The organism is Paenarthrobacter sp. NPDC089322 (genome assembly GCF_040684895.1).
Lineage (GTDB): Bacteria > Actinomycetota > Actinomycetes > Actinomycetales > Micrococcaceae > Arthrobacter.
Map to the genome: position 1 here is coordinate 309,824 of NZ_JBFBGW010000003.1, position 26,596 is coordinate 336,419.

The window sequence follows — 26,596 nt, forward strand, 5'->3', positions numbered from 1 at the left end:
TGCCGGTCAGTCGTTGTTCTTGCGCAGGGCTTCGGTGAGCACACGTGCCGCGTTGCAGACCACTTCCGCATGCAGCCTGCCGGGCTGGCGGGTGAGCCGCTCGATGGGACCTGAGATGGACACTGCGGCGATGACCCGACCGGAGGGTCCGCGCACGGGGGCCGAAACCGAGGCGACCCCGGGCTCGCGTTCCCCGAGGCTCTGACCCCAGCCCCGCCGTCGTACTCCCGCCAGAACGGTGGGCGTAAAGCGGGCGTTTTGAAGTCCCTCAAGGAGGCGGTCGTGGTCCTCCCACGCGAGCAGGACCTGGGCAGCAGAGCCGGCCTTCATCGACAACTGTGTGCCCACGGGAATCGTGTCGCGCAGGCCGATGGGGCGTTCGGCGGAGGCCACGCACACGCGCCAGTCGCCCTGGCGGCGGAATATCTGCGCGCTCTCACCTGTGGCGTCGCGGAGTTGGATCAGTACAGGCCCTGCGGAGGCGATGAGCCGGTCCTCGCCGGCAGCAGAGGCGAGCTCCACAAGGCGGCTGCCAAGGACGAAGCGGCCTTGGATGTCACGGCTCACCAAACGGTGGTGGACCAGTGCCAGTGCGAGCCTGTGGACCGTGGGTCGGGCGAGTCCCGTAGCCGCAACGAGTTGAGCCAGCGTGGTTGGTCCTGCCTCAAGTGCGTCAAGCACCTGGGCCGCTTTATCGATGACTCCGACTCCACTAGAATTGTCCATGTAATGATATTGCCGTCTCAATATCTGAGATGCAAGTTGTTTCACTGGCCTATTTTGCCGACGTCCTGCTTCAGTTGGAGAAGGACGGTTCGCCGGACGCCACGCACTAAACAGCAAGACACCGAACTGTTCAAACAGTTCACAGGAACAACCAACCGCAGTGAAGGGAGCAAGGCCGTGGGAAAGACACTGGCCGAGAAAGTCTGGGACGCGCACGTAGTGCGCAAGGGTGAAGGCGAAGGAGCCAATGCCCAGCCCGACCTTCTCTTCATCGACCTGCACCTGGTCCACGAAGTCACCTCGCCGCAGGCATTCGAGGGTTTGCGCCTGGCGGGTCGCCAACTGCGCCGCACGGACCTCACCATTGCGACAGAGGACCACAACACTCCCACGCTGGACATCGACAAGCCCATTGCCGACCTCACCAGCCGCACGCAGATTGAGACCCTGCGCGCCAACTGCAAGGAGTTCGGCGTCCGCCTGCACTCGCTCGGCGACAAGGAACAGGGCATCGTCCACGTGGTGGGTCCCCAGTTGGGCCTGACGCAGCCGGGCATGACCGTGGTGTGCGGGGACTCGCACACCTCCACGCACGGCGCATTCGGCGCACTGGCGATGGGCATCGGCACCTCCGAGGTTGAGCACGTCATGGCCACGCAGACGTTGTCCCTGAAGCCGTTCAAGACCATGGCCATCAATGTCGAAGGTACGCTGCGCCCGGGAGTTACCGCCAAGGACATCATCCTGGCCGTCATCGCGAAGATCGGTACCGGCGGGGGGCAGGGGTACGTCCTGGAATACCGGGGCTCAGCAATCCGTGCACTGTCCATGGACGCCCGCATGACTATTTGCAACATGTCCATCGAAGCCGGTGCCCGCGCCGGCATGGTCGCTCCGGACCAGACCACGTACGACTACATGCAGGGACGCCCGCATGCGCCGGAGGGCGCCGACTGGGACGCCGCTGTCGAGTACTGGAATACGCTTCATACCGATGCCGATGCAACGTTCGACGTCGAAGTGGACCTCGATGCCAACACGCTGGAACCGTTCGTGACCTGGGGAACCAACCCCGGGCAGGGTGTGTCCCTCTCCGCCAAGGTTCCGTCCCCGGAGGACTTCGGTGACGAGAACGCCAAGCTCGCTGCGGAGCGGGCCCTGCAGTACATGGGCTTGGAGGCAGGCACTCCCATGAAGGACATCCGCGTGGACACTGTCTTCCTGGGCTCCTGCACCAACTCGCGTATTGAGGACCTGCGGGCCGCCGCCGACATCATCCGGGGGCGCGAGAAGGATCCTAAAGTCCGGATGCTCGTCGTTCCAGGCTCCGCCCGCGTGCGCCTGGAAGCCGAAGCTGAAGGACTGGACAAGGTCTTCAAGGACTTTGGCGCAGAGTGGCGCTTTGCCGGTTGCTCCATGTGCTTGGGCATGAACCCGGACCAGTTGGAGCCGGGAGAGCGTTGCGCCTCCACATCCAACCGCAACTTCGAGGGCCGCCAGGGCAAGGGCGGCCGCACACACTTGGTCTCGCCCGTGGTGGCAGCAGCCACGGCAGTCCGCGGCACGCTGAGCTCGCCGTCGGACCTCGAGTCCGCGTCCGCGGGCACGCTGACCGGCATCGCAGTCTAGGAGGACCCCATGGAAAAATTCACCACGCACACTGGCATTGGTGTTCCGCTGCGCCAGAGCAACGTAGACACCGACCAGATCATCCCCGCCGTGTACCTCAAGCGCATAACCCGCACCGGCTTCGAGGACGCACTCTTCGCCGCGTGGCGCAAGGATGAGTCCTTCATTTTGAACCAGGAACCCTTCAACGCCGGGTCCGTCCTGGTGGCCGGCCCTGACTTCGGTACCGGTTCCTCCCGTGAGCACGCTGTCTGGGCGCTCAAGGACTACGGCTTCAAGGCCGTCCTGTCGTCGCGTTTCGCCGATATCTTCCGCGGCAACTCGGGTAAGCAGGGCCTCCTGGCTGCCCAGGTTGCACAGGATGATATTGAACTCATCTGGAAGGTTCTCGAGAACAACCCGGGCACCGAGGTCAAGGTGGACCTGGTCTCCAAGACGGTTGAATGCGGCAACGTGGTGGCACCCTTCGACATCGACGACTACACTCGCTGGCGCCTGCTGGAAGGCCTGGACGACATCGGGCTGACCCTGCAGCACGAGGAAGACATCACGGCGTACGAGGCCACGCGGCCGTCCTTCAAGCCGAAGACGCTTCCGGCGAAAAGCTGACGTACCGCAGCAACTGCCGTAGTGCTGAATACGGACCGGGAGGCCCTTTCGAACGGGCCTCCCGGTCCTTTTTCGTGGGCGGATTTCCGACGCGGAATGTGCCCGCCACGGGGTGGCTGCATTTCGGTTCGGTAACGCGAGCTTCTATGCTTAGCTGGAGCCTTTGTTAGTTTGGGGGGCGAGTAGTCGTGAGGAAACCGGTATAGATGAGTAGTGTTCTGACAATCCGCGGTGGCGTCCCGTTGACAGGGCGAGTGACCGTTCGCGGTGCCAAGAACCTTGTGCCCAAGGCCATGGTGGCCGCCCTGCTGGGCAGCGAACCATCGGTTTTGCGGAACGTGCCGGAAATCAAGGACGTAGAGGTAGTTACCAGCCTGCTGCAGCTCCATGGTGTCACCGTTGTGAAGGACCCGGCCACGGGCGACCTCACCCTTGATCCCAAGGAAGCCAAGACCGCGTCCAGCACTGCCATTGATGCGCACGCCGGCGACTCCAGGATCCCGATTCTTTTGTGCGGCCCGCTGATCCACGCGATCGGTGAGGCTTTCATCCCGGACCTCGGTGGGTGCAAGATCGGCGACCGGCCGATCGATTACCACCTGAACGTCCTGCGCCAGTTCGGCGCAGTGGTGGAGAAGCGTCCCGGTGGCATCCACATTTCCGCTCCGCACGGCCTGCATGGTGCCAAGATTTCCCTGCCGTATCCGTCCGTCGGTGCAACGGAGCAGGTCCTCCTCAGTGCCACCCGCGCGGAGGGCATCACGGAGCTCAGCGGTGCCGCCACCGAGCCCGAAGTCATCGACCTCATTGCCGTGCTGCAGAAGATGGGCGCCATCATCAGCGTCCAAACGGACCGCACTATCCGCATTGAGGGGGTCAAGGACCTCGGCGGTTACAATCATCGTGCTCTTCCGGACCGCAACGAGACCGCGTCCTGGGCGTCGGCGGCGTTGGTGACCCGTGGCGATATCTTCGTTGAGGGTGCTTCGCAGCGCGACATGATGACGTTCCTGAATACCTACCGCAAGGTGGGTGGCGGGATGGACATCGGGGATGATGGCATCCGCTTCTACCATCCGGGCGGGAAGCTCACTCCGTTGGTTCTCGAGACCGACGTCCACCCCGGTTTCATGACCGACTGGCAGCAGCCGTTGGTGGTCGCTCTGACCCAGGCCGAAGGCGTGTCCATCGTGCACGAGACCGTCTACGAGAACCGCTTCGGGTTCACGGAGGCACTTGCCCGCATGGGGGCCAACATCCAGGTGCACCGCGAATGCCTGGGCAGCGTGCCTTGCCGCTTCGGGCAGCGGAACTTCCTCCACTCGGCAGTGATTTCCGGACCCACGCCGCTCCGGGGGACGGAGATCGACATTCCTGATCTCCGTGGCGGCTTCAGCCACCTCATCGCTGCCTTGGCCGCGACCGGAACGTCCCGGGTCACAGGCATCGATATCATCAACCGCGGTTACGAGCGCTTCACGGAAAAGCTTGCCGGCCTGGGCGCCGATTTCGACATCACCACCACCAAGTAGCGGGGGACCCTTTGAAGGAATCGGCCAAGAGCCGTGCCACGTTCGTGCTCCTTGCGGGCATTGCCCGTCCATTAATGAACATCTTGATGTCCAAGAAATGGGAAGGCACGGAGAAGCTTCCCGCCGGCGGTTTCATCGCAGCACCCAACCATTGCACCGAGATCGACCCCATCGTGATCGGCCACATGCTCTACAACCAGAGGCGTGCACCGCATTTCCTTGCCAAGTCCGGCCTCTTCAGGGCGCCCGTGCTGGGCGCCTTGCTGCGCGCCACCAAGCAGATTCCGGTGGAACGCTCGACGGCGGGGGCGAACCGCTCGCTGCAAGTCGCCCAGGAGGTGGTGGACGCCGGGGGCGCCATCATCATCTACCCGGAGGGAACGCTGACGCGCGATCCTGATCTGTGGCCCATGAAGGGCCATACGGGGGCGGCCCGGTTGGCGCTGAAGACCGGGGCGCCAGTGGTTCCGATGGCCCACTGGGGTGCGCACGAGGTATTTCCGCGATACGCCAAGCGGTTCCATATCTTCCCCCGCAAGACCGTCAGGGTCCTCGTGGGCGAGCCCGTGGACCTGAGCGCATTCGCCGACCGTCCCATGGACCGTACTACGCTGTCCGAGGCAACCGACGTCATCATGGATGCTGTCACTGAACTCCTGGCTACCCTCCGCGGCGAGGAAGCACCCGCGGAACGCTGGGACCCCGCAAATTACAACCAAGCCAAGCATGGCCGCTTCGTTGAGCGTGGATCGCATCAGGTGAAGGGCGAGAGCTCCGCCGCTGATGACGGATCGCTTGACCAGGAAGCGGAGTCCGGCAAATGACGGTTACCGAGGGCCGCGTCCCTGTTCCGGACACTGTTGCTGTCCTTGGCGCGGGTTCATGGGGAACCACTTTTGCCAAGATCCTGGCCGATGCTGCTGCAGCCACAGGCGTCGAGCGCACCATCCGGATCTGGGGCCGCCGCAAGGAGGTGGTCGACCAGATCAACACGATCCACCGCAATGAACAGTATTTGAAGGACATAGAGCTTCCCACAGCTGTCACGGCGTCGCTGGACGTCGCCGAGGTCCTGCGGGACGCCGGCCTCGTCGTTCTCGCCGTACCTGCCCAGTCACTGAGGCCCCAGCTGAGTGAATGGAAACGCCTGCTGGCGCCGGACGCCGTGGTGGTTTCGCTCATGAAAGGACTGGAGCTCGGTACAGACGCACGGATGAGCGAAGTCATTGCCCAGGAACTGGGCATCCCGTCCTCGCGCGTGGTGGTTGTCTCCGGCCCGAACCTCGCCATGGAAATCGCGCGGGAACAGCCCACGGCTTCAGTGGTTGCGTGCAGCGAAGCCGATACCGCCGCCGCCGTCGCCCTGTGTTGCACCGCTCCGTACTTCAGGCCCTACACCAGCACAGACGTGGTTGGGGTCGAGATCGGCGGAATCGTCAAGAACGTCATTGCCTTGGCAGTGGGCATTTGCGAGGGCCGGCAAATGGGCGACAACACCAAGGCTTCCGTGATTACCCGGGGCCTTGCCGAGACGTCGCGGCTCGCCTTGGCCTTGGGAGGGGAAGCCCACACCATGGCCGGGCTTGCGGGACTGGGGGACCTCGTGGCTACGTGCTCGTCCGCGCTGTCCCGGAACCATACGGCAGGAAGGCTACTGGGCGAAGGCCTCACCCTTGAGCAGGTGGCGAAACAGATGACGCAGACCGCCGAAGGTATAAAGTCCGGACCGGCTGTGCATGAGCTGGCCGGCAAGCTGAATGTTGAAATGCCGATCACGGCCGCTGTAGTGGCAGTCCTTGAAGGCAAAATGTCCGTTGATGACCTGGGGCCGCGCCTGCTGGCCCGGGCACTGAAGTCCGAAGGCAGCTACTGATGGTGACCGAAGAAACTACTCCCGCCACCGGACGCCGCCCCCGGGTGGCCGTCCTGTTCGGCGGGCGTTCGAGCGAGCATGCTGTCAGCTGCGTCACCGCAGCGGGGGTCATGGGAGCCATCGACAAGAGCAAGTACGACGTCGTGCCGATCGGCATCGCGAAGTCAGGGCAGTGGGTACTGACCTCCGGGGATACCAGCCAATGGTCCTTGAGCTCTTCCGCCCTGCCTGAGGTGGCGGCGTCGGACCGGACCGTCACCCTGGCTGAAATCGGCGGTGAGCACCAGCTCATCGTCACCGAACCGAATTCCGTACCGCAGGAACTTGGGTCCGTGGACGTTGTGTTCCCTTTGCTTCATGGACCGTGGGGTGAGGACGGAACGATCCAGGGCCTCCTGGAGCTCTCCGATACCCGCTACGTGGGTGCCGGAGTTCTGGCGTCGGCCGTCGGAATGGACAAGCATTTCATGAAGGTGGTCTTCGAAGCGGCGGGCCTGGCAGTGGGCCCCTACATCGCCGTCACCGACCGGGAATGGCTGACGGACGCCGAGGCCGTTCGTAAGCGCGTGGACAAGCTGGGCTTTCCTGTCTTCGTGAAGCCCGCCCGTGCAGGATCATCGATGGGCATCTCGAAGGTCGATTCCCTGGACGGCCTGGATGCGGCGATCGAGGAAGCCCGCCGCCATGACCTCAAACTGGTTATTGAGGCCGGCATCGTGGGTCGCGAAATTGAATGCGCGGTGCTGCAAGGCCGTGGTACGGACGCGCCCCGAACGTCGATGCCGGGTGAAATCGTCGTGGCAGAGGGCGAACACCAGTTCTATGACTTCGCTGCGAAGTACGTAGAAGACGGCGCAGCAGCACTCAGTTGCCCGGCCGACCTGCCCGCAGAGGCGATCGCCCGTGTGCGCGAGCTTGCAGCCGTGGCCTTTGATGCCGTCGGCGCGGAAGGGCTGAGCCGCGTGGACTTCTTCTATACCCCCGCCGGCGAGGTCATCATCAACGAAATCAACACAATGCCTGGCTTCACCCCCAAGAGCATGTACCCGCAGATGTGGGCAGCCTCAGGCCTGAGCTACCCGGAGTTGATCGACGAACTCATCCATTTGGCGTTGACCCGGAAAACCGGCCTGCGCTGACGCATCCCGGTCCCCGGCGAATTCCTGGCCAGCTGCCGCACCCTAGCTACCGGGGATGTTCTGGAGGTCTTCCTGGCCGACGCACTGGCGGCTTGCCTTGATCTTGCCGGCGGCGTTCGAAAGTTCGGCAAGAACCGTAGCCGAACTGATGTTGGCAGCTTCCAGCTTCACGGGGTCGATAAGGATCTCAGTGGCCGGCTCGCGACCGAACGTGGTGAGCGTCCACACGGGGTCGCCTTCCTTGATGACCCAATCGACATCGTTGACACTCACGCAGCGGTCAGTGGTCGGGCCGGGAACATTGACTCCGCACCGAAGGATGATCTGGGAAGGGTCCCCCCAGGCGGCGGTGGCTTGGCTGTTCGTCTTGCGCAGTGCGGCATCCCCAATGGTGTCTGGCAGCGCCACCATCATGGGCGCGCAAGCCGGATTGGCGGCGTCGGATGCGGCGGGCACGTCAACGGCGGGGGCACAGGCCGAGAGTGTCAAGGCAGACGCCGCGACCATGAGAAGGGCAACACTGGTCCGGCGAAGGGTCTTTCGGTGCATCAGTCAAGCCTATCCCGGGGCGGGGCGCAAGGGGATTCCAGTTGCCAGGGGCACATGGTCGCCATTTCCGCCCGCAGAGTCGATGCGCATTATTCTGTCGCTGTGTCGCGATAGCGTAGAGCCGTGCCCGCAGAAGAAATGCCAATCGAAGATCTCACGGACCAGCTGACCGTCGCCCATCTTTCCGAGGCTGAGCTCCTTGCCCGGATCTTTCCCCGCCTGAACCACGGTCCCAACATCCTGCTGGGCCCGGGAGATGATGCGGCACTCGTGGCAGCCCCGGACGGGCGCACACTGATTTCCATCGACACGCAAACCCAGGACCAGGATTTCCGTTTGCGGTGGAACAACGGCTACAGGACGTCGGGTTTCGACGTCGGCTGGAAGGCCGCTGCGCAGAACCTGAGCGACATCAATGCCATGGGTGGCAGGGCTACTTCCTTGGTGGTGAGCTTGACCATGCCTCCTGCGACGCCTGTGCAATGGGTTGAAGACTTCGCCGACGGACTCACGGCGGGAATCGTCGGGTTGGGCGCGCCGGACTGTTCCGTTGCCGGGGGAGACCTTGGCCGTGGTCGCGAGATAGCGGTGACCGTCGCCGTCGTCGGGACCCTCAACGGAAGGCCGCCGGTACTGCGTTCGGGTGCGAAGCCCGGCGACGTCGTTGCCGTGGCCGGGACGCTCGGCCGGGCTGCTGCAGGGCTCGCCCTGCTGGAAAGCGACATCCCCCTGGCTGACCTCGATCCGGAGCTGCGGGCGCTCGTCAACAGCCAGTGCCGGCCCGAGCCGCCCCTGGCCGCGGGACCGCTGGCAGCAGGCTCGGGAGCCACCGCGATGATGGATGTCTCGGACGGATTGCTTCGCGACGGCGGCCGTCTCGCGGCAGCCGGCAACGTCGTAGTGGACCTGGATCCTGCTGCCCTCCAACGATTCGCCGGACCCTTGGTGCCCGCGGCCATGCGGCTCGCTACCGACGCCATGCCGTGGGTTCTGGGCGGGGGTGAGGACCACGGGTTGCTGGCTACTTTCCCGGCAGGAATTCAGTTGCCGGAGGGCTTCACTGCGATAGGCTCGGTTCAGGCCGTTGCCCAGTCAGAAGGCAGCGGCGTCCGGATTGCCGGGCAAGCTGCTGACACCGTGGGATGGGATCATTTTGCAGACTAAGATCGCCGCAAATGCACACGCCATGAAACGTTGGCTCAGCAAAACCGAGGTGGTCCTCGGCAACCACAGCGATCGCCTCAATGCGATCAACATCTTCCCCGTGGCGGATGGCGATACCGGCACCAACCTCTACCTCACCGCCCGCGCGGCCGTGTCCGCCGTCGGCGGCAGCTCTCCTGAACCCGCGGAATCGGGCAACGATGTCGGGGCCGTCCTGGCGCGCGCCGGCCAAGCTGCCATTGAACAGGCCCGGGGCAACTCCGGTACTCTCTTCGCCGTTTTCCTGTGCGCAGCGGCTGAACCCCTGGTTGGAAAAACGCGGCTCAGCGCACCGCTGCTGGCAACGGCGCTCAACCGTGCCCAGATCCGCGCGTGGTCGGCGCTGAGCGAACCGGTTTCCGGCACCATGCTTTCCGTCCTTGAGGCTGCAGCGCGCGCAGCCCAAGCAGTGGATGCGTCCCAAAACGGCGACGACAGCAACCATGCCCTGGGCCTCGCGCTGGACGCAGTCGTGGATGCTGCCTTACAGGCCGTGGTCCGTACGGAGGACCAGCTCGCCCCGCTGCACGAGGCCCATGTGGTGGATGCAGGCGGCGTAGGCATGCTCCTGGTCCTGGACTGCTTGCGGTCAGCAGTCCTCGGGGAAGAACTCCAGGACGAACTCCTGGACGGGTTGCATGGGTACCATTTGCAGGACCCGCACATTCATGAGCATATGCCGGCAGACGACGGCGTCGAGGTCATGTGCACCATCAGCCTCTCGCCCTTGGACGCCGCCATCCTGCGCCAACGCCTGGACGAAATGGGTGATTCAGTCATCATGAGCCAGGTCGGAGGTACCGCTGCAGACGATGACGACGACGAGCCGGCGGCGGAAGCCAGCTATCGCTGGCGCGTCCACGTCCACGTTCCGGAGGCCGAACCTGCGGTTGCCCTTATTCGATCACTTGGCGAGCCTACCGACATCGCGGTCAGCCAGTTGGCTGTTTCCAGCGCAGACTCAGGCAGCGAAGTGATTAACCCGGTCCCTCATGGCACAATCCCAGGCCCGTCCCGGCATGAACACTGAACTGGGCCTGCCCCTCGAACGCAGGATCGGAAAGCGCTCGGCGTCGGTACTGGAGAAGCACCTGGGCATCAAGACCACCGGAGCCTTGCTGAACTACTTTCCTCGCCGGTACTTGAGCCGCGGGGAGCTCACGCCTATCAGTGCCTTACCCCTGGATGAGGAAGTCACACTGATCGCACGCGTCCTGTCCAACAGCACCCGGCAGATGCGGGCACGAAGGGGGTCCATCACGGACGTCGTGGTCACGGATGAAGCCGGCGGCAGCCACGTCCCGGGCACCCTGAAGGTGAGCTTCTTCAACGGATTCAGGGCAAAAGCGGAACTCCTTCCGGGGCGCCGTGCCATGTTCTCGGGCAAGGTCACCCGGTATGGCGGCGCCTTGGGGCTGACCAACCCTGATTTCCTGTTGCTGGACGAGGATCCGGAAGCCGAGGGCGCCATGGACCCGGAAAAGCTGGCCGCCATGCCCATCCCCGTGTATCCCGCGACGGCCAAGGTCACCAGCTGGTCCATTCATAAGGTGATCACTACGCTGCTGCAGACTTTGGACCTTGACTCGTTGGCTGATCCACTTCCGCCCTCTGTTGTCCGCCGGGACCGCTTGCTGAGTGTGGCGGACGCATATCGACTGATTCATTCGCCCGAAACCGCCAAGGACTGGCAGCGCGCGCAGGAACGGTTCCGGTACCAGGAAGCGCTCGTGCTCCAAACTGCGTTGGCGCGGCGGCGTGCCCAGCTTGCTGCCGAGGAAGCCACGGCGCGTCGGCCGGTCAGCGATGGCCTCCTGGCCGCGTTCGATCGCAACCTGCCATTTACCCTGACAGCCGGCCAGTCGTCCGTCGGAAAGACTCTCTCCGCGGAACTCGCGCAGGATACGCCCATGAACAGGCTGCTCCAGGGCGAGGTAGGCTCCGGCAAGACGATCGTGGCGCTGCGTGCCATGTTGCAGGTAGTGGATGCGGGCGGGCAGGCAGCGCTCCTTGCCCCCACGGAAGTCCTGGCCGCCCAGCATTTCGACTCCATCCGCAGGACGCTCGGAACGCTGGCCCGGGACCATCTGTTTGGCGGGGCTGGCATGCTTGGCGGCGATGCCGGTGAAGACGGCGTCCAAGTCACCCTCCTCACGGGTTCCATGCCGACGGCTGCACGAAAGCAGGCAATGCTTGACGCCGCATCAGGCAACGCCGGGATCGTGATAGGCACGCATGCGCTGTTGAGCGATAAGACGAGCTTCCTTGACCTTGGGCTGATCGTTGTCGATGAGCAACACCGCTTCGGTGTGGAGCAGCGGGATGCCTTGCGCGCCAAGGCGCAGCGGCCACCGCACCTCCTGGTCATGACAGCCACGCCCATTCCGCGCACGGTTGCGATGACGGTCTTCGGCGACCTCGAGACATCCATCCTGGATGAGCTGCCCGCGGGGCGTGCCCCCATTTCAACGCATGTGGTGGGGTTGGCCGAGAACCCTGGCTGGGCTGACCGCATCTGGAAACGGTCGCGGGAAGAAGTCGACGCGGGCCACCAGGTTTACGTTGTATGCCCGAAGATCGGGTCGGACGACGACGGCGACTTCAGTCCCGGCGAGGCGGAACCGGGCGACGCCGGTCTTGCGGAAGAAGGCTCCGCCCGCGAACTCGCCTCGGTGACAAGCGTCGTCGAACTCCTTGCGGAGGAGCCGGCGCTTGCGGGCGTCCCGGTGGCGCCCCTTCACGGCCGGCAGGACCCCGTGGTGAAGTCCGAAACCATGGCATCTTTCGCGGCAAACCAGACCAAGCTGCTGGTCTCCACCACGGTCATCGAGGTGGGGGTGGATGTCCACAACGCCACACTGATGGTGATCCTGGACGCTGACCGTTTTGGGATCTCCCAGCTCCACCAGCTGCGGGGACGTGTTGGCCGCGGCGGCCTTCCGGGAACTTGCTTGCTTGTTACCACCTTGGAGCCCGGCCACCCGAGCCGCCGCCGTTTGGATGCGGTGGCATCCACCACCGACGGTTTCGAGCTCTCGCAGGAGGACCTCAAACTCCGGCGCGAGGGTGACATCCTGGGCGCTTCCCAGTCCGGTGGGCGTTCCACCCTGAAGCTGCTGAGGGTTTTGGAACATGAGGACCTCATTGCCCGGGCACGTGCGGACGCACAGGATTTGGTGGCCGAAGATCCCGGGTTGCACCAGCAGCCCTTCCTGGCGGCCGCGATCGACGAGTACCTGAACCCCGAAAAGGAGGCGTTCCTTGAACGCGGTTAGCCAATCCCTGCAGGACGCGGCCCCGCCCCGGCACCCGACCCCGCACCACGGCGGAGGCCACTTATGAGCCGTGTCATTGCCGGAGTCGCCGGTGGCAATCCGCTGGCCAGCGTGCCCGGTACTGCCACGCGCCCAACGACGGACAGGGTTAAGGAAGCACTGTTTTCACGGCTGGAATCCTTGGCGGTGGTTGATGATGCCCGGGTGCTGGACCTTTATGCCGGCTCAGGATCCTTGGGGATCGAGAGCGCGAGCCGCGGAGCACGCAGCGTGGATCTGGTGGAGTTCGACGCGAAGGCCAGCGATGTGTGCCAGCGGAACTCGGACATGGTGAACCAGGTCCTGGGCAGCAAGAAGGTATCTGTCCACCGTTCCAAGGTGGAATCCTTCCTTGAACGCGCCGGTGGCGAAGCCGTGTGGGACCTTGTCTTCCTGGATCCGCCCTACCCGTTGGAGGAACCGGCCCTGGGTGCCGTCCTGGCCAAGTTGGCGCCGCATCTGGATGAAGGCGCCGTCGTGGTGGTGGAAAGGTCCTCCAGGAGTGCGGAGCCTTCGTGGCCGGAGACGTTGGAATGCTTCGCAGATAAGAAGTACGGCGAGACCAGGCTGTGGTTTGCCGAGCCCGCCTAGCTCTTATCCCGAAAGCTTGTCCAGATCGACGCCGGCCAGGACCGTGGCAGGGTGCGGTCCCCGCGCCAGCAGTTCGGTGGTCCATTCCGCAGGCCAGGGAGTACGGGTCCCCACAAGGATGATGTTGCCCGGGTACCGGCGGGAGAACATGCCTGTCTCTGCGAACGCGGCAACGTCGCGCATGACCTGCCGCATGGCAGTGGCTTGGCTTTGCACCAGCGTGAGCCCTGGTTCGTCGCCCACGTTGACGATCAACACTCCGGAGGGCCGCAGCCGTGCTGCGGCTTCTTCGTAAAACCCGGTACAGGCAATGTGGGCCGGGGCCTCAGGCCCGGAGAAGATGTCAAGGATGACGACGTCGAATGTCACCTGTGGGGGAAGTTCGGCCAGCGCTTCGCGCGCGTCGCCGATGTGCGTGTGCAGCCGGGTGCCTTCAGGAAGGGGCAGTTTTTGCAGGACAAAGTCGAGGAGTTCCCGTTCGAGTTCCACTGCGTACTGCTCAGACCCGGGACGCGTCGCCTGGATGTAGCGTGCCAAGGTCAGCGCGCCCGCTCCGAGGTGGAGCACGCTGAGCGGTTCGCCCGGTGCTGCTGCGAGATCCACCACGTGCCCTATCCGGCGGAGGTACTCATAGAAGATATCGGCTGGGTCTGCCAGATTGACGTGGGATTGCTCGGCCCCGCCGATGCTCAGGATGAAGCTGCCCTCAACAAGCGTGTCCGGCAGGATGGTTGCGTGCTGTCCCGTGGTGCGCAGGAACCGGGTGGCGTGATGGTGGCCGGAGCCGCTGTGTTTCAGAGCATGTCCTTGAGCTTGGCCAGGCGCCCGGCGGCCTGTTCCAGTACTTCGGCTCTCTTGCAGAAGGCAAACCGCAGGAGGCTGCGGGTTCGCTGTGCGCCTTCGGGATGGCAGAAAACAGGCAGCGGGATCGCAGCAACTCCCACGAGCCCGGGCAATCTGCGTGCCAGATCCACCGAGTCGCTGATACCCAGCGGAGCCGTATCAACGTTGATGAAGTAGGTGCCGCTGGGTGAATACACTCCGAAGCCTGCCTGGCGCAGACCTTCGGAAAGGATGTCGCGCTTGTTCCGGAGCGTGGCGGCGATATCAGTGAAAAAATCATCGGGGAGCGCGAGTCCAACGGCGATCGCAGCCTGGAAAGGCGTGCCGGAACTGTAGGTGAGGAATTGTTTGACGGTCCGGGCGGCCGCCACCAGGTGAACAGGACCGCTGAGCCAGCCAACCTTCCATCCAGTGAAGGAGAAGGTCTTGCCGGCCGACGAAATCGTGATAGTCCGATCGGCGGCTCCAGGCAAGGAAGCAATGGGCACGTGCGGGACACCGAAAGTCAGGTGTTCGTAAACTTCATCGCTGACGATGATCGCGTCATGCTTAATGGCCAGCTCCACCACTTTGGCGAGGACTTCCCGGGGGAAGACCGCTCCCGTTGGATTGTGCGGATTGTTCATGAGCACCACTTTGGTGCGGCTCGTGAAAGCGTCCTCCAGGGTTTTGGCGTCGGGTAGGAAGTCCGGGGCAAGCAGCGGTGCGGTGACGTGCTTGGCCCCGGCCATGGCGATGATCGCCCCGTATGAGTCATAGAAAGGTTCAAACGTGAGGACCTCATCACCGGGTTGAACAAAAGCCAGGAGTGAGGCTGCGATGGCTTCCGTCGCGCCGGTGGTAACAACGACTTCCGTTTGGGGGTCGGGGGTTAGTCCGTAGAAGCGGCGCTGATGCCCGGAGATGGCTTCCCGCAGCTCAGGAATGCCTTTGCCGGGCGCATACTGATTGGCTCCGCCTGCGATGGCGGCCTGTGCTGCGGCCTTGATCTCAGCGGGTCCGTCCTCGTCCGGGAAGCCCTGGCCGAGGTTGATGGCACCGGTTGAGTTGGCCAGCGTGGTCATCTCCTCGAAGATGGTCACTCCGAGGTTTCCGTCGCTGGACAGCAGGTTCGCTCCGGTGGCTGCGCGTTGCCAGGGACTGGTGGCGGTCAGTGGTTCAGTGCTGCCTGCGGATGACATGTCAGCCATGGTATCCCGGCAAAGCTTTGGGGTAGGTTCGTGTCATGAGACGTGCGGTATGCCCCGGATCCTTTGACCCCATTCACAACGGACATCTCGAAGTCATCGCCCGGGCGGCCGGCCTGTTCGATGAAGTCATCGTGGCAGTGTCCACCAACTATGCCAAGAAGTATCGGTTCAGCCTGGAAGACCGCATGGAAATGGCACGCGAGACGTTGGCGTCCCTGCGCGGCATCATTGTTGAGCCAATGGGGGAGGGGCTGCTGGCTGAATATTGCCGGCACCGCGGAGTTTCGGCGATCGTGAAGGGCCTCCGGTCGTCCTCCGATTTCGACTATGAGTTGCCGATGGCCACCATGAACCGCCAGCTTTCCGGCGTGGAGACTGTCTTCCTTCCGGCTGAGGCCCACTACGTCCACCTTTCATCCACCCTGATCAAGGAGGTCAACGTCCTCGGCGGCGATATCTCCGACTTCGTTCCCAAATCCGTGCTGAAACGCCTCCTCGCGGGCGAGCCTTAAACGGAAATGCCGCGCAAGGGGTAACCTTGTCAGGTACCTCGCACGCTTGATGCGGAAAGGTTCAAACCAACGCCGTCGGGCTTTTTGTGTGCCCGCCCCCGGTTTGAGTCCTCCAGTGCGATCAGGCTAAGATGGTACGTCGGTCATATGTTCTACAGGAGTTCTCATTAAGCGAGATGCAAGTTCGCCCTTGGCGCTGGTTGTCAAGGACCTTGGGCGCAGCCCCGGGACCATGCGGACGCTCAACGAGCATGTACCTGCACCAAGTGACCTTGGTGTGGCACTCATTGGCGTGAAGGAAGGCTCGGATGTCGAGCTGGATCTTCGGCTTGAGGCCGTACACGAAGGAATTCTGGTATCCGGATCCGCGGTTGTCGAAGTAACCGGCGAATGCGGTCGATGCCTGGATCCCCTTGCGTATGACCTTGAGGTCAATGTGCAAGAACTTTTCTTCTATGAAGGTGTTGAGCTTTCGGACGAAGAAGACGATGAAGAGCAACGTCGAGTCGAGCACGATCTAATCGATCTTGAGCCGGTGTTGCGGGACGCAGTTGTAACCATGCTGCCGTTCCAGCCGGTGTGCCGGGAAGACTGCCAGGGCCTTTGCTCCGAATGTGGAGTGCGCCTGGAAGACGAGCCGGGGCACCACCACGAGGTCATTGACCCTCGCTGGGCTGCCCTAGCTGATCTGGCTAAGACTGACCGGCAAACTGATTAGTAAGTGTTGGACTAAGAGAGAAATGAGATAGCCGTGGCTGTTCCCAAGCGGAAAATGTCTCGCGCAAACACACGCGCCCGCCGTGCCCAGTGGAAGGCAACTGCCCCCAACTTGGTCAAGACCATCGAGAACGGTCAGGTTACCTACAGCCTGCCGCACCAGGCAAAGGTCGTTACCGACTCCGCCGGCACCGCGCTGTTCCTTGAATACAAGGGCCGCAAGGTCGCAGACGCCTAATCTGCCGCAAAGGCTGACCAAGGATGTCTTCAACTGAAGAGCTTCTGAAGCGTCTCGGTGTCTCCATTGACACCGAGACGCTTCGTCTTGCTCTCACGCATCGCTCGTACGCGTACGAGAATGGCGGGATTCCCACCAATGAGCGCCTGGAGTTCCTCGGCGACTCCATTTTGGGTTTTTCGGTGACTGATTCGCTGTACAGGGAGCACCCGGAGCTGCCGGAGGGGGAGCTTGCCAAGCGGCGTTCCGCAGTGGTTAGCACCCGGGCCCTTGCGGGCATTGGCCGGGAGCTCGGCGTGGGAGAGTTCATCTACCTGGGCCAGGGCGAGAAGCTCACTGACGGCAAGAACAAGGCCTCCATCCTTGCCGACACCATGGAAGCGCTGATTGGTGCGACCTACCTTTCCAATGACATGGAAACCGCGCGTCAACTCGTGATGCGCCTCGTTGGCCCGCTCCTGAAGGATGCAGGAGCCCTTGGAGCCGGCACCGACTGGAAAACCAGCATCCAGGAACTCACAGCCAGCCGCCAACTCGGTGCCATCCACTATGCGGTTGAGGGCTCGGGACCGGACCACGCCCGAACATTCGAGGCCGTGCTCAATATCGGTGGAACCCCCTATGGCCGCGGTTCCGGCCACTCCAAGAAAGAAGCCGAGCAGGAAGCGGCGGCCGACGCCTGGCGTGCCCTCACGGCGTTGGACCAGGCTCCTGCCGGACCTTCCGCCTAGGCATGCCTGAACTTCCCGAAGTAGAAGTAGTCCGCCGCGGGCTGTCCCGTTGGGTCCTGGGCCGCACCATTACCGGGGTCGAGGTCCTTGACCCTCGCTCCATCCGCCGGCACGGGCTTGGTGTTGAGGACTTCATCGGGAACCTCGAGCAAGCCACGGTCCTGGACGTGGTCCGACGCGGCAAGTTCCTGTGGATGCCCCTCGGGATGGATGGCAGCCAAAGCCATCACGAGCCTCTTCCGAGGGTGGCGCTCATGGCGCACCTGGGAATGAGCGGGCAACTCCTCATGCAGGACCCTGACGTGCCGGACGAGAAGCACCTCAAGGTCAGGATCCGCCTCAGCGAGGCCGAAGGCATGCCGGAGCAGTTGCGCTTTGTGGACCAGCGCATCTTTGGGGGATTGTTCGTCACGTCGCTGGTCCCCACTACTGACAATGGACCGGGCGGCCTGGGCGAGACACCTTTGCCGGAGATCGCAGAGGAAGCATCCCACATCGCTCGTGACCCACTGGATCCCTGCTTTTCCTTCGATGCCTTCTACCGGAAGCTAAAAAGTCGGAAAACCGGCCTGAAGCGGGCGTTGCTGGACCAAGGTGTCATTTCCGGGATCGGCAACATCTACGCCGACGAGGCACTGTGGCGCGCGCGCCTGCATTACGCCCGGCCTACCGACAAGTTGCGGCGAGGCGACGCTGGACGTCTCGTGGACGCTGTGAAAGACGTCATGGATGCAGCATTGGCGGCAGGGGGAACGAGCTTCGATTCCCTGTATGTCAATGTCAACGGAGACTCCGGCTACTTTGCCCGTTCGCTCAATGCCTATGGTCGCGCCGGTGAATTGTGCAGCCGATGCGAATCGTCAGGGCTGCACAGCATCATCAAGCGGGAGCAGTTCATGAACCGCTCTTCCTACACCTGTCCTGTGTGCCAGCCCAGGCCCCGCAACGGACGCTGGTAACAGCCGGGGAACAATGCAGTGGTGGGCAATTTCCGTGCCACCCAAACTGTTCCGCATCCGGGGTGGCAACTGGCAGACTGTCCCCATGAAAAGCTTGGTTCGCAGGGCCGCGGTTTCCCTGGACATGCCATGACGGCGCGGCGGTTGGTGATCATTGGGCTGTGCCTGGCTCTGGTGATCGCTGCCGCCGCCGTGATTTTCGACCAGCTCGCGAGGCAGGGGAGCACTTCCGCCCAAAGTCCGGCATCTTCGTCCCCGACATCCGATGCTTCAACCGGAACCGCTACGGGCGACGCGGAAGCGACTGCGTCCGGCAGCCCGACGCCGGGGGCTACTGCCGGCACCACACCGGAAGGAAGCGACGGCGCGACCTCCACTGCCAAGCCGCTCGAAGTCCTGCCGCCCGTGACCTCGACGCCCACCGGGCTGCCCGCCCCGTCGTCTCCGGCTCCCCTCATCACCGGTGGGTTGCCTGCCGCCGGCAGCGCGCGGGGTGAAGTGGTGGATGGCTGGCCGGGAGACATCCTTACCCTGCCGCAGGGGACCACGGTGGGATCCACCAGCATCTCGGTGTCGGGGGACATCCTGCAGTTGACGGCAGACGGGATAGTCAATAAATCCCAGGCCGATGTCCTGGCCGACTTCCGCCAGTCATTGACCGGCCACGGTTTCTGGTCCGAGGACGCTTCGGCTCCCGAGGGATCGGTGGCCCAGAGGTTTGTCCGCGGGGCGGACACGGTGACGGTTTCGGTGTCCCTGACCGGAACCGGAAGCTCACGCTTTCAGTTGTTGGGCAGCCTGCGCACGGCGGCGGACTAGGGGCCATGCATGTATATTTCCCTTTCGGATCGTAACGGCGGTAAACGGGACAAATCCTCCGGCGCCGCAGCGGCACTATCGAGCGAAGTGCCGTTTCGTTTGTCCCCGGTGATTTTGTGGCTGGGCATTGTCAGTATGGTCACGGATGTTTCCTCCGAATCCGTGACTGCGATCCTTCCGCTGTACGTGACCGGTTTCCTTGGCCTTTCCACCATCGCATTCGGTTTCATCGACGGCATCAACCAAGGCGCCAGCGCAATCGTGCGGATCGCCGCCGGCTGGGCTGCGGATCGCACGGGCCATCCCAAAAGGATTGCGTTGGCGGGCTATGGCTTGTCGATGCTGGCGAGGATCGGCTTCCTGTTCGCAGGAGGCTTTTGGGCCATCGCCGCCATCGTGACGGGAGACCGTATTGGCAAGGGGATCCGGACCGCGCCACGGGATGCACTGATCACGGTGTCGGCCCAGCCGGAGCATCTTGCCCGGTCGTTTGGTGTCCACAGGATGCTGGACAACATCGGTGCGGCCGCCGGGCCCATGATTGCCTTCGTTGTATTGCTCATGATTCCCAATGGCTTCAGCACCGTCTTTGTGGTGTCCTTGGCCTTCGCAGTGATTGGGGTGGCGGTCCTTGCGCTGGTGGTGCCGGACCTGCAGGCGCCGGGCCTGAGGGACAGGAGCCGGTCCAAGAGCCAGGAAAGGACCGGGGACGCAGGACGGCGGAAGCTGTTCGCCTTTTCGTGGAGCCATTTGAAGGAGCCGGGGCTGGGCAAGCTGCTCGTCGCAGCCGGGATCCTTGGACTGCTGACCATTGGCGACGGTTTCATTTACCTTGTGCTGCAGGCACGGGATTCCTTTGCCGTGCAGTGGTTTCCGTTGCTCTTCGTGGCTACCAACGTAGTGTTCCTTGTGTTGGCGATCCCTCTTGGCAGGCTGGCTGACCGCGTGGGTAAGGTCCCGGTATTTGTCGGCGGTCATGTTGGGCTGCTTGCCTGCTATTTCCTGGCAGCAGCACCTTGGGGCGGGCTCTGGAGCATTGCCGGATGCCTGGTGCTCCTTGGCATGTTTTATGCCGCCACTGACGGAGTGCTGGCCGCATTGGCCAGCCAGTTGACCCCGCAAGGAAAACTCGCCATGGGCATCGCCTCGGCGCAAACGGTGGTTGCGTTGAGCAGGATGACGGCTTCGGCTGGATTCGGGGTGCTCTGGTACGCGGTCGGGGCTTCCACCGCCATGGTCCTGGCAGGGTGCTTGCTGGCTGCAGCCGTGGTGGCCGTCATCTTCATTCTGCCGGGGGCACGGCCCCGGCGGGCCGGCGTATGAGCAGCACGCTCACGGACGGGAAGCTTCGGTGGGGTATCCTCCTTGCGGTCACCGCGCTGGTCCTCGCCGCGGCCGGCGTCTATGCCGTGAATGCCTACCAGCGCTTCGAAGAGAGCCGTACAGCGGCCCCGTCGGTTGGCGTGACGGCGGGCCAGTCGCTGCCTGACGTTCCGTTCGTCCTCTTCCGGAATACGGCGGGCGGGCAGGGCTATGGCAACGCGGCCACGGTGCCCGTCTCCCAGCCCGACGGTGACCGGGCTGTTAGTGACCAGGCGTGCGACCGCGTCTATGGCACGGCTGCCACAGTGGTATGCCTCAAGACCAACAGGGGGCTCGTAACGGCATTCGAGGTTGCCGTCCTGAACCGCAACTGGGAGCAGGAACGAACCTGGCCCCTGCCGGGCATCCCGAGCCGGACGCGGATCAGCGAGGACGGGTCCATGATCGCCACCACGGTCTTTGTCACGGGGCACTCGTATGCGACGTCGGGTTTTTCCACGGCTACCGAAATCAGCTTGCCCGCCGGTAGCACGGGCAACCTGGAGGACTTCGCCCTCATGGTCAACGGTGAACGGTTGCTGGCCACGGACAGAAATATTTGGGGCGTGACGTTCGCGCCCGGGCAGAGCGATGTCTTCTACGCTACGGCGGCATCGTCGGGGCGCATTTGGTTGGTCCGCGGAAGCTTGTCGGCGAGGACATTGACCGCCATTCACGACAATGTGGAGTGTCCTTCCATCTCACCCGACGGAACCCGGATTGCGTACAAAAAGAACGACGGCGGTCCGCTGGCCGCGCATTGGAAAGTCGCCATTCTTGACCTGGCGACGGGCCATGAGACGGTTCTCTCGGAGGATCGCAGCGTCGATGACCAGATCGAGTGGCTGGACAACCACAGCGTGCTTTACGGCTTGGTGGATGAGGCCACTGCCGGAGACAGCAATATTTGGAAGCTGGGAACCGACCCGTCGTCGAAGCCGGGCCTTTTCATCCGGCACGCCTGGTCACCCAGCGTGGTCCGCTAAGCCAATGCTCCCCGGGCCAAACGCCATGCCGGCGCCCGGCCCTGGAGTTCAGGGGGCCGGGCGCCGGCAGTCTTGGAGGACGGTGCGGGTCAGCAGGTTCCCAGCAGCCCGCAGAGCAGCCCGCCCGATTGCGTTGATGTGGGTGACGGGCTCGGTGAGGGACTCGGCGAAGCCGTTGCGGTCGGTGTTGCCGTAGCCGTGGGTGTTGCGGTAGCTGTCTGTGTCTGGGTTTGAGCCTGCGTTTGTGACGGTGCGGTGGAGAACACGACATCAACAAAGTAGTTGGTTGCGTTCCAGGAGTTCGTGGGCATCGACCCCGAAGCCCCATACCGGTACAGGCCATTGTTGGGTCCGCTGGCCGTGAAGACCCCGCTGGTCCACGTCTGGTTAAAGAAGCCAGCGGTGTAGGAGTACCTGCCGTTGGGTGCCCGGTACGACACTATGTAGGTCTGGCCCGTTGACAGTGCCACCGGTGTGGACAGGGTCGCGGTTTGCCAGCCGGTGGCAGTCTCATTGGAGAATGTCACTTGGGCGAGGCGGGTGCCGGCGCTGTTCCACAATGACCCGACGTGGGTTCCGGTGTTGCCTGTTCCCTTGTAGAAACGTATGCCTGTCACGTTGCCGGGCTGCGAAACACTGAAGGCCGTGCCGAGTTCCACTGCCTTGGTCTCACTGGCCGAGGCTATCTGCGGCTGCAGGTTCCCGAAGATGGTGGACTGTTGCATGGTCTGGCTGCCCGTCGTGAACTGCCAGTTGATGGGCAGCAGGGTCTGGCCCTGTTGCGACACCACGTTGGCCACACTGGCGGACACCGCCGTAGTGCCGGGCAACGGGGACGCCGGCGTGAAGGTTAGTGTCCTGCCATCGGCGGACAAGGCGGCCGTGCCGGCAACACTTGTCCCATTGGTGGTCAGACTGAAGGTCGCGCCCGGGCGGATCGCTGCGGAGAATGTCACCGAAGGCTTGACGTCCGTGGCTATTCCAGTGGCTCCCGGAGCCGGGACCTGGGCGGTCACTGTGAGCGTTGGTTCCGGTACCGTCAGCACCAGGTCCACAAGGTAGTTGGCTGTGGACGGCGAGTTCGGGAAGTCTCCGCTGTAGGAGAAGGAGCCGGCGTCCGAGCCTGCGCTGAGGGGCCCGCTGCTGAGTCCTTCACCGAATCCGCCCGCCGTATATGAGTACTTTCCGGTGGGTGTCCTGTAGGCAACCACGTACTCTGTGTCGGCCGTGATATTCACTGGTTGGCTGAAGGTGGCCGTCTGCCAGCCCATACTTGTCTCATTGGTGAAGGTGACCGTAGCCAGCAGCTGTCCGGCGCCTGTGTAGAGGGAGCCGGTGTGGGTTCCCGTGTTGCCGGCCGACTTGTAGAAGCGGACACCGGTGACCTGGCCGGCAGTCTCACTTGAGAACCGTACGCCCAAGGTGAGGGGCACGCCGTCGTCCACTTCCGCGGTGGTCGGAACCACGCTGTCCTGGAAGAGCGTGCACGGGCACGTGCCAGGGGTCCGTGGCGCCGGAACCGTGGTGAAGGACCACGTGCCGCCATCCGACAACTGCTGGCCCTTCGCGGAGGTTGCCGTGACCGTCGCCGTGTAGGCCGTTCCAGCCGCCAGCGGAGCAGAAGGCGTGAAGGATACCGTGCGCGTTTGCTCGTTGTAGCTCATGGAACCAGCTACGGCGGCACCTCCCGTGGCCTTCAAATTGAACGTGACGCTCGAGGCCGTAGCTGCCTCGGACAACACCGCACTCAGGCCCGTGTCCAACGGAACGCTGGAAGAGTTGGGCAACGGAGACTGCGCGCTTGCGATGAAGGCAGGCGGCGGAATCATGGCGATGACGTCAACCAGGTAACTTGCATTGGAACGGGTACCCGGGAAGCCGCCGCTGTACGTGTACATGCCGGCATCCGAGCTTGCCCGCAACGGCCCGACACTCATGCCCGAACCGAAGCCATTGATCGTGGCGGAATAGGTGCCCGTCAGTGAAGTGTAGGACACGACGTATTCTGTGTTCGCGTCAATGTGCACAGGCTGGCTGAACATGGCTGTCTGCCAGCCGGTCGCGCTCTCATTCGTGAAACCGACGGTCGCCAGTTGCTGACCCGTGGCCGTGTAGAGGGCGCCATTGTGCGTGCCGGTGTTGCCGGCCGACTTGTAGAAGCGGACACCGGTGACTTCGCCGGCCCGCACGCTCGAGAAACGTACGCCGAGCGTCAAAGGTACGCCGTCGCGGATCTCCGCGATTCCGGGCGTCACACTGTCATCGAAAAGGCTGCACGGGCAGTCGCCCGGCACCGGCAAGGTGGCCGCCGTCGTAAATGACCAGGTTCCGCCCGCTGTAACCGCGCCACCGATCGAGTCCGTTCCGGCCAAGGTGGCGGTGTACTGGGTGCTGAAAGCCAAGGCCGCGGACGGGGTGAATGTTGCCCTGCGTGTGGCGGGGTCATAAACGGTGGTTCCGGCCACAGTACCCGCCGAAGAGCGGAGCGTGAGTTGAACACTGGAGGCCGTGACGGGCTTGGAGAACACTGCACTGACTTTGGTGTTCACGTTGACGCTCGAGGACGAGGGGAACGGGGTATGCCCCGACACCGTCATGGGGGTCGTATCGACGGTGCTGAAGAGGGCGTCGACGAAGTAGTTGCCCCCGTTGTAGCTGGCGATCGGGAACCCGGAACCGCTGTACACGCCTGCCGGTTCGGCTCCAAAGCCGCCGGCGACCTTCAGCGGGGCATCGGTGGAACCGGAGTAGGCCCACTGGTGTTCCTTGGCTGCGTAGTGACCGTTCGGGGCGTAGTAGGACACCGTGTACTTCACCCCCGCAGCCACGGGTACCGCTTGGTTGAACAGCACTTGCTGCCAGCCGGTCGGGGTTTCGTTCGTGAAAGTGGCTGTGGCCAGGCGCTCGCCGGTGGCGCTCCAGAGGGAGCCGGTATGCGTGCCCGTATTGGCCGCGCTCTTGTAGAAGCGCACGCCCGTGATGAATCCATCCACGCTGGGCGTGAACCTGAGCCCCATTTCGTAGGATCCACCGTCGCCGGAGTCCGGAATTGCGGGAACTGTTTGGCCGAAAATGCTGTACGGGCCGTTCAACGAAAGAGTGCGTGTGGACGCCTGGCCGATGTTGGCGCTGTCATCAATGGCCCGCACTTGCACCGATGCTGCGGCAAGGCCCTTCTGGATATAGCTGTAAGTCCAGTTTTGCTTGCCTTGGGCCGGGTGCCAGGTGGTACCACCGTCTGTGGAAACCTCGACGCCGGCCACTACCCCGCCTGTGTCCACGGCCGTGCCGCTGACGGTGACGTTCGTGCCGTGGGCTATGGTGGCACCATTGGCCGGAGTGGAAATGGATACCGTGGGGCCCGTACGGTCGCTGCTGGCAGTGACGGCCGCTATCCCTGCTGCCCTTGAAGCGGGTTGGGCCCCCATATCCGCCAGAAGGTTCGCCTGGGCCTGACGCATGCGGGAGTCGGCCGGAGCCCCTCCGCCGTCGTGCACCTGGTCAAGGCCCCATGTCCATTGGACGCTGCCGGCGGAGAATACCAAGGCGCCGCTGGCCGCGCGGTAAAGAGTCACATGGTGCTTGGTGGTACCGGGTTTAACGGTGTTTCCAAAGTCCTGAAGATACTGATCGACGTTGCCCACGGTGGTGGATAGCCGGATCAGCCCGGCAGGGCGGAAGCCGTTGTCCAGGTCTTCATTGGATTCATAGCCCACTGTGTGAGGGGCAAGCGCGGCCGATGAGCCTGCAGGCATGGACGCCAATGATGTGTTGCGCCAAAGCCGCGTTTTGCCTTCCTCCGCCGAAACAGTGACCGGAAGATCGGTGTAGTTGGACATGTAGAGGGTTCCGGTCAGCCCGTTTTCCGGCAGCCCGCCTCCATTGCTCTGCGAAGCGAAGCGCGGGTCACGCCATGTTCCCGTCCATTGCGGGCTCGGATCGATCTTGCTGTGGGCCCACGTCTCCTTGTATGAGGTCAGGGTCCGGCCGGCGCCCCCGTCAACAGGGGAGGGCTCGAAGCGTGTCCGCCAGTACATCTCGTTGCCGGACAGGAACTGCAGATTGACGCCGGCGTCCCGCGCCGCAGTGACGTTCGCCCGCTGCGCGCCTGACCAGTATTCATCGTGGCCCACGGAGAGGAAGATTTTGTGGTTGAGCAACTGGGCTCCGTTGCGGTCTGTATCCAGGCCGCTGATGTAGCTGACGTCGTAACCGTTCTGCTCCAGGAACCGCACCATCGGGTACTCATTGGCGAAGTAGAAGTCCCGCCCTCCAATTCCGCCCCGGGTGTCCATGGGGCGGTTGTAACTGAGCTTGTAGGCCCTGCCGTTTGCCGCACCTTGGTAGAAGTTGGAGCCTCCGTAGCCGTTGTACGCCTGCCACGTCGTATCGGACGTCTGGAAGACGATGTCCGAGCGGCTGCCGTCCGACCTCACGATGAAGGTGATGTGGCTCTGGTCTCCCGTATCGGGACGGGTGAGGAGAGCAATATAGACGCCGGACACCGCGGTCGCCGGTACTTGCCAGGTGGCGGAAACGGCCCAGTTCCCGCAGTCATAGAGTTCCGTAGCTACGTCGCGGATGCACTGCGGCTGGTTCTGCCGCAATACCGACGGCGTGACGTCGGCTATCTTGCGGGCACCGTTGCCGCCGTACCAGCCTGTGCGGTAGATCGCGATCTTGTAGTTGGTGGCGTTGGTGTCGATCTTGAAACGGATCGGTTGCCCTGCGTTGACGCTGATTTCCGTGGAAAAGCCCTGGATCCCGGCATCACCGGCGCCGCTGATATCCCACTCCGACGGCGGGCTGCCGGGTTTCGAATTTTCGCAGACCACCGGATTCACCACGGGGTCGCATGGTCCGGCCGCGAAGGCTGCCGGCGCAGTCAAAGGCAATAACGCCGCAACCATGGCAACCACCAAGGGCACAAGGAAGCCCTTGGCGAGTAGCTGGGGCCGGGTGGCTGAAAGACCGGGCATCGGAACTCCTGGGTTGGTACGCCATTGCGAGTGTGGGTCCGCGCTCTCGCACGGTCCCTGCTTGCCGCTCCCCAGCCAGGGTCAAACCAAGATCT

The 26,596-nt window shown here is 63.4% G+C and carries 23 protein-coding genes; 18 read left to right on the plus strand and 5 right to left on the minus strand.

Going from position 1 to position 26,596, the window contains the following annotated elements; all coding sequences use genetic code 11:
- Positions 1-6: 6 nt before the first annotated feature.
- Positions 7-726 carry an IclR family transcriptional regulator gene (locus AB0N65_RS05410; RefSeq protein WP_014922101.1) on the minus strand — a complete coding sequence of 240 codons (720 nt, stop codon included), beginning with the start codon at positions 724-726 and terminating at the stop codon, positions 7-9.
- A gap of 177 nt (positions 727-903) precedes the next feature.
- On the opposite strand from AB0N65_RS05410, the gene leuC reads away from it, so the two are divergent.
- The 6 genes from leuC (at position 904) to AB0N65_RS05440 (ending at position 7,508) form a co-directional block, all read left to right on the plus strand.
- Positions 904-2,355 (plus strand): 3-isopropylmalate dehydratase large subunit, encoded by a 1,452-nt coding sequence (gene leuC / locus AB0N65_RS05415; protein WP_364158708.1) that lies wholly within the window; start codon positions 904-906, stop codon positions 2,353-2,355.
- A 9-nt stretch (positions 2,356-2,364) separates the two neighbouring features.
- Positions 2,365-2,964 carry a 3-isopropylmalate dehydratase small subunit gene (gene leuD / locus AB0N65_RS05420; protein WP_364158710.1) on the plus strand — a complete coding sequence of 200 codons (600 nt, stop codon included), beginning with the start codon at positions 2,365-2,367 and terminating at the stop codon, positions 2,962-2,964.
- 206 nt (positions 2,965-3,170) lie between these two features.
- Entirely contained in the window at positions 3,171-4,496 is a 1,326-nt protein-coding gene (gene murA / locus AB0N65_RS05425) for a UDP-N-acetylglucosamine 1-carboxyvinyltransferase (RefSeq protein WP_364158713.1), read from the plus strand.
- An 11-nt stretch (positions 4,497-4,507) separates the two neighbouring features.
- On the plus strand, positions 4,508-5,320 hold the full coding sequence (locus AB0N65_RS05430) for a lysophospholipid acyltransferase family protein (protein ID WP_364158715.1): 813 nt from the start codon (positions 4,508-4,510) through the stop codon (positions 5,318-5,320).
- The gene (locus AB0N65_RS05435; protein WP_364158718.1) at positions 5,317-6,369 is read left to right on the plus strand and encodes an NAD(P)H-dependent glycerol-3-phosphate dehydrogenase; all 1,053 of its coding nucleotides are present in this window, start codon (positions 5,317-5,319) and stop codon (positions 6,367-6,369) included. The genes AB0N65_RS05430 and AB0N65_RS05435 overlap by 4 nt, the downstream gene beginning before the upstream one ends.
- Positions 6,369-7,508, plus strand: coding sequence for a D-alanine--D-alanine ligase family protein (locus AB0N65_RS05440; protein WP_364158720.1), 1,140 nt, complete (start codon positions 6,369-6,371; stop codon positions 7,506-7,508). The genes AB0N65_RS05435 and AB0N65_RS05440 overlap by 1 nt, the downstream gene beginning before the upstream one ends.
- Positions 7,509-7,550: 42 nt before the next feature.
- Here the strand turns inward: AB0N65_RS05440 and AB0N65_RS05445 are convergent, their stop codons facing one another.
- Entirely contained in the window at positions 7,551-8,057 is a 507-nt protein-coding gene (locus tag AB0N65_RS05445) for a DUF3515 domain-containing protein (RefSeq protein ID WP_364158723.1), read from the minus strand.
- A gap of 138 nt (positions 8,058-8,195) precedes the next feature.
- Here AB0N65_RS05445 and thiL point away from each other — a divergent pair, with 138 nt between their 5' ends.
- The 4 genes from thiL to rsmD all read left to right on the plus strand — a co-directional run bounded on the left by thiL (position 8,196) and on the right by rsmD (position 13,165).
- A complete protein-coding gene (gene thiL, locus AB0N65_RS05450) occupies positions 8,196-9,221 on the plus strand; it encodes a thiamine-phosphate kinase (RefSeq protein WP_364158726.1) in 1,026 nt (341 codons plus the stop codon).
- 22 nt (positions 9,222-9,243) lie between these two features.
- A complete protein-coding gene (locus tag AB0N65_RS05455) occupies positions 9,244-10,290 on the plus strand; it encodes a DAK2 domain-containing protein (protein ID WP_364158729.1) in 1,047 nt (348 codons plus the stop codon).
- Positions 10,280-12,535, plus strand: coding sequence for an ATP-dependent DNA helicase RecG (locus AB0N65_RS05460; protein WP_364158731.1), 2,256 nt, complete (start codon positions 10,280-10,282; stop codon positions 12,533-12,535). Before AB0N65_RS05455 ends, AB0N65_RS05460 begins: the two co-directional genes overlap by 11 nt.
- Before the next feature lie 63 nt (positions 12,536-12,598).
- Positions 12,599-13,165 carry a 16S rRNA (guanine(966)-N(2))-methyltransferase RsmD gene (rsmD, locus tag AB0N65_RS05465; RefSeq protein WP_364158734.1) on the plus strand — a complete coding sequence of 189 codons (567 nt, stop codon included), beginning with the start codon at positions 12,599-12,601 and terminating at the stop codon, positions 13,163-13,165.
- 3 nt (positions 13,166-13,168) lie between these two features.
- On the opposite strand, the gene AB0N65_RS05470 is transcribed toward rsmD, so the two are convergent.
- Together AB0N65_RS05470 and AB0N65_RS05475 are read right to left on the minus strand one after the other, a co-directional pair.
- Positions 13,169-13,963, minus strand: coding sequence for a fused MFS/spermidine synthase (locus AB0N65_RS05470; RefSeq protein WP_364158876.1), 795 nt, complete (start codon positions 13,961-13,963; stop codon positions 13,169-13,171).
- Positions 13,960-15,198: an aminotransferase class I/II-fold pyridoxal phosphate-dependent enzyme gene (locus AB0N65_RS05475; protein WP_364158736.1), complete on the minus strand. Its 1,239-nt coding sequence runs from the start codon at positions 15,196-15,198 to the stop codon at positions 13,960-13,962. Before AB0N65_RS05475 ends, AB0N65_RS05470 begins: the two co-directional genes overlap by 4 nt.
- Before the next feature lie 35 nt (positions 15,199-15,233).
- Here AB0N65_RS05475 and coaD point away from each other — a divergent pair, with 35 nt between their 5' ends.
- From coaD to AB0N65_RS05515, 8 genes are all read left to right on the plus strand, one after another.
- Complete coding sequence (coaD, locus tag AB0N65_RS05480) at positions 15,234-15,710, plus strand: pantetheine-phosphate adenylyltransferase (RefSeq protein ID WP_364158739.1); 477 nt, start codon at positions 15,234-15,236, stop codon at positions 15,708-15,710.
- A gap of 190 nt (positions 15,711-15,900) precedes the next feature.
- A complete protein-coding gene (locus AB0N65_RS05485; protein WP_364158742.1) occupies positions 15,901-16,428 on the plus strand; it encodes a DUF177 domain-containing protein in 528 nt (175 codons plus the stop codon).
- 33 nt (positions 16,429-16,461) lie between these two features.
- Positions 16,462-16,665: a 50S ribosomal protein L32 gene (gene rpmF, locus AB0N65_RS05490; RefSeq protein WP_011775139.1), complete on the plus strand. Its 204-nt coding sequence runs from the start codon at positions 16,462-16,464 to the stop codon at positions 16,663-16,665.
- Positions 16,666-16,688: 23 nt separating this feature from the next.
- The gene (gene rnc / locus AB0N65_RS05495; protein WP_364158745.1) at positions 16,689-17,396 is read left to right on the plus strand and encodes a ribonuclease III; all 708 of its coding nucleotides are present in this window, start codon (positions 16,689-16,691) and stop codon (positions 17,394-17,396) included.
- A gap of 2 nt (positions 17,397-17,398) precedes the next feature.
- Positions 17,399-18,355: a bifunctional DNA-formamidopyrimidine glycosylase/DNA-(apurinic or apyrimidinic site) lyase gene (gene mutM / locus AB0N65_RS05500; RefSeq protein WP_364158747.1), complete on the plus strand. Its 957-nt coding sequence runs from the start codon at positions 17,399-17,401 to the stop codon at positions 18,353-18,355.
- A gap of 21 nt (positions 18,356-18,376) precedes the next feature.
- Positions 18,377-19,174, plus strand: coding sequence for a hypothetical protein (locus tag AB0N65_RS05505; RefSeq protein WP_364158749.1), 798 nt, complete (start codon positions 18,377-18,379; stop codon positions 19,172-19,174).
- Between the two features lie 87 nt (positions 19,175-19,261).
- The gene (locus tag AB0N65_RS05510) at positions 19,262-20,497 is read left to right on the plus strand and encodes an MFS transporter (RefSeq protein WP_364158879.1); all 1,236 of its coding nucleotides are present in this window, start codon (positions 19,262-19,264) and stop codon (positions 20,495-20,497) included.
- Positions 20,494-21,522 carry a hypothetical protein gene (locus AB0N65_RS05515; RefSeq protein WP_364158752.1) on the plus strand — a complete coding sequence of 343 codons (1,029 nt, stop codon included), beginning with the start codon at positions 20,494-20,496 and terminating at the stop codon, positions 21,520-21,522. Before AB0N65_RS05510 ends, AB0N65_RS05515 begins: the two co-directional genes overlap by 4 nt.
- Positions 21,523-21,611: 89 nt before the next feature.
- Here the strand turns inward: AB0N65_RS05515 and AB0N65_RS05520 are convergent, their stop codons facing one another.
- Entirely contained in the window at positions 21,612-26,501 is a 4,890-nt protein-coding gene (locus tag AB0N65_RS05520) for a DUF4082 domain-containing protein (RefSeq protein ID WP_364158755.1), read from the minus strand.
- Between the last annotated feature and the right edge of the window lie 95 nt (positions 26,502-26,596).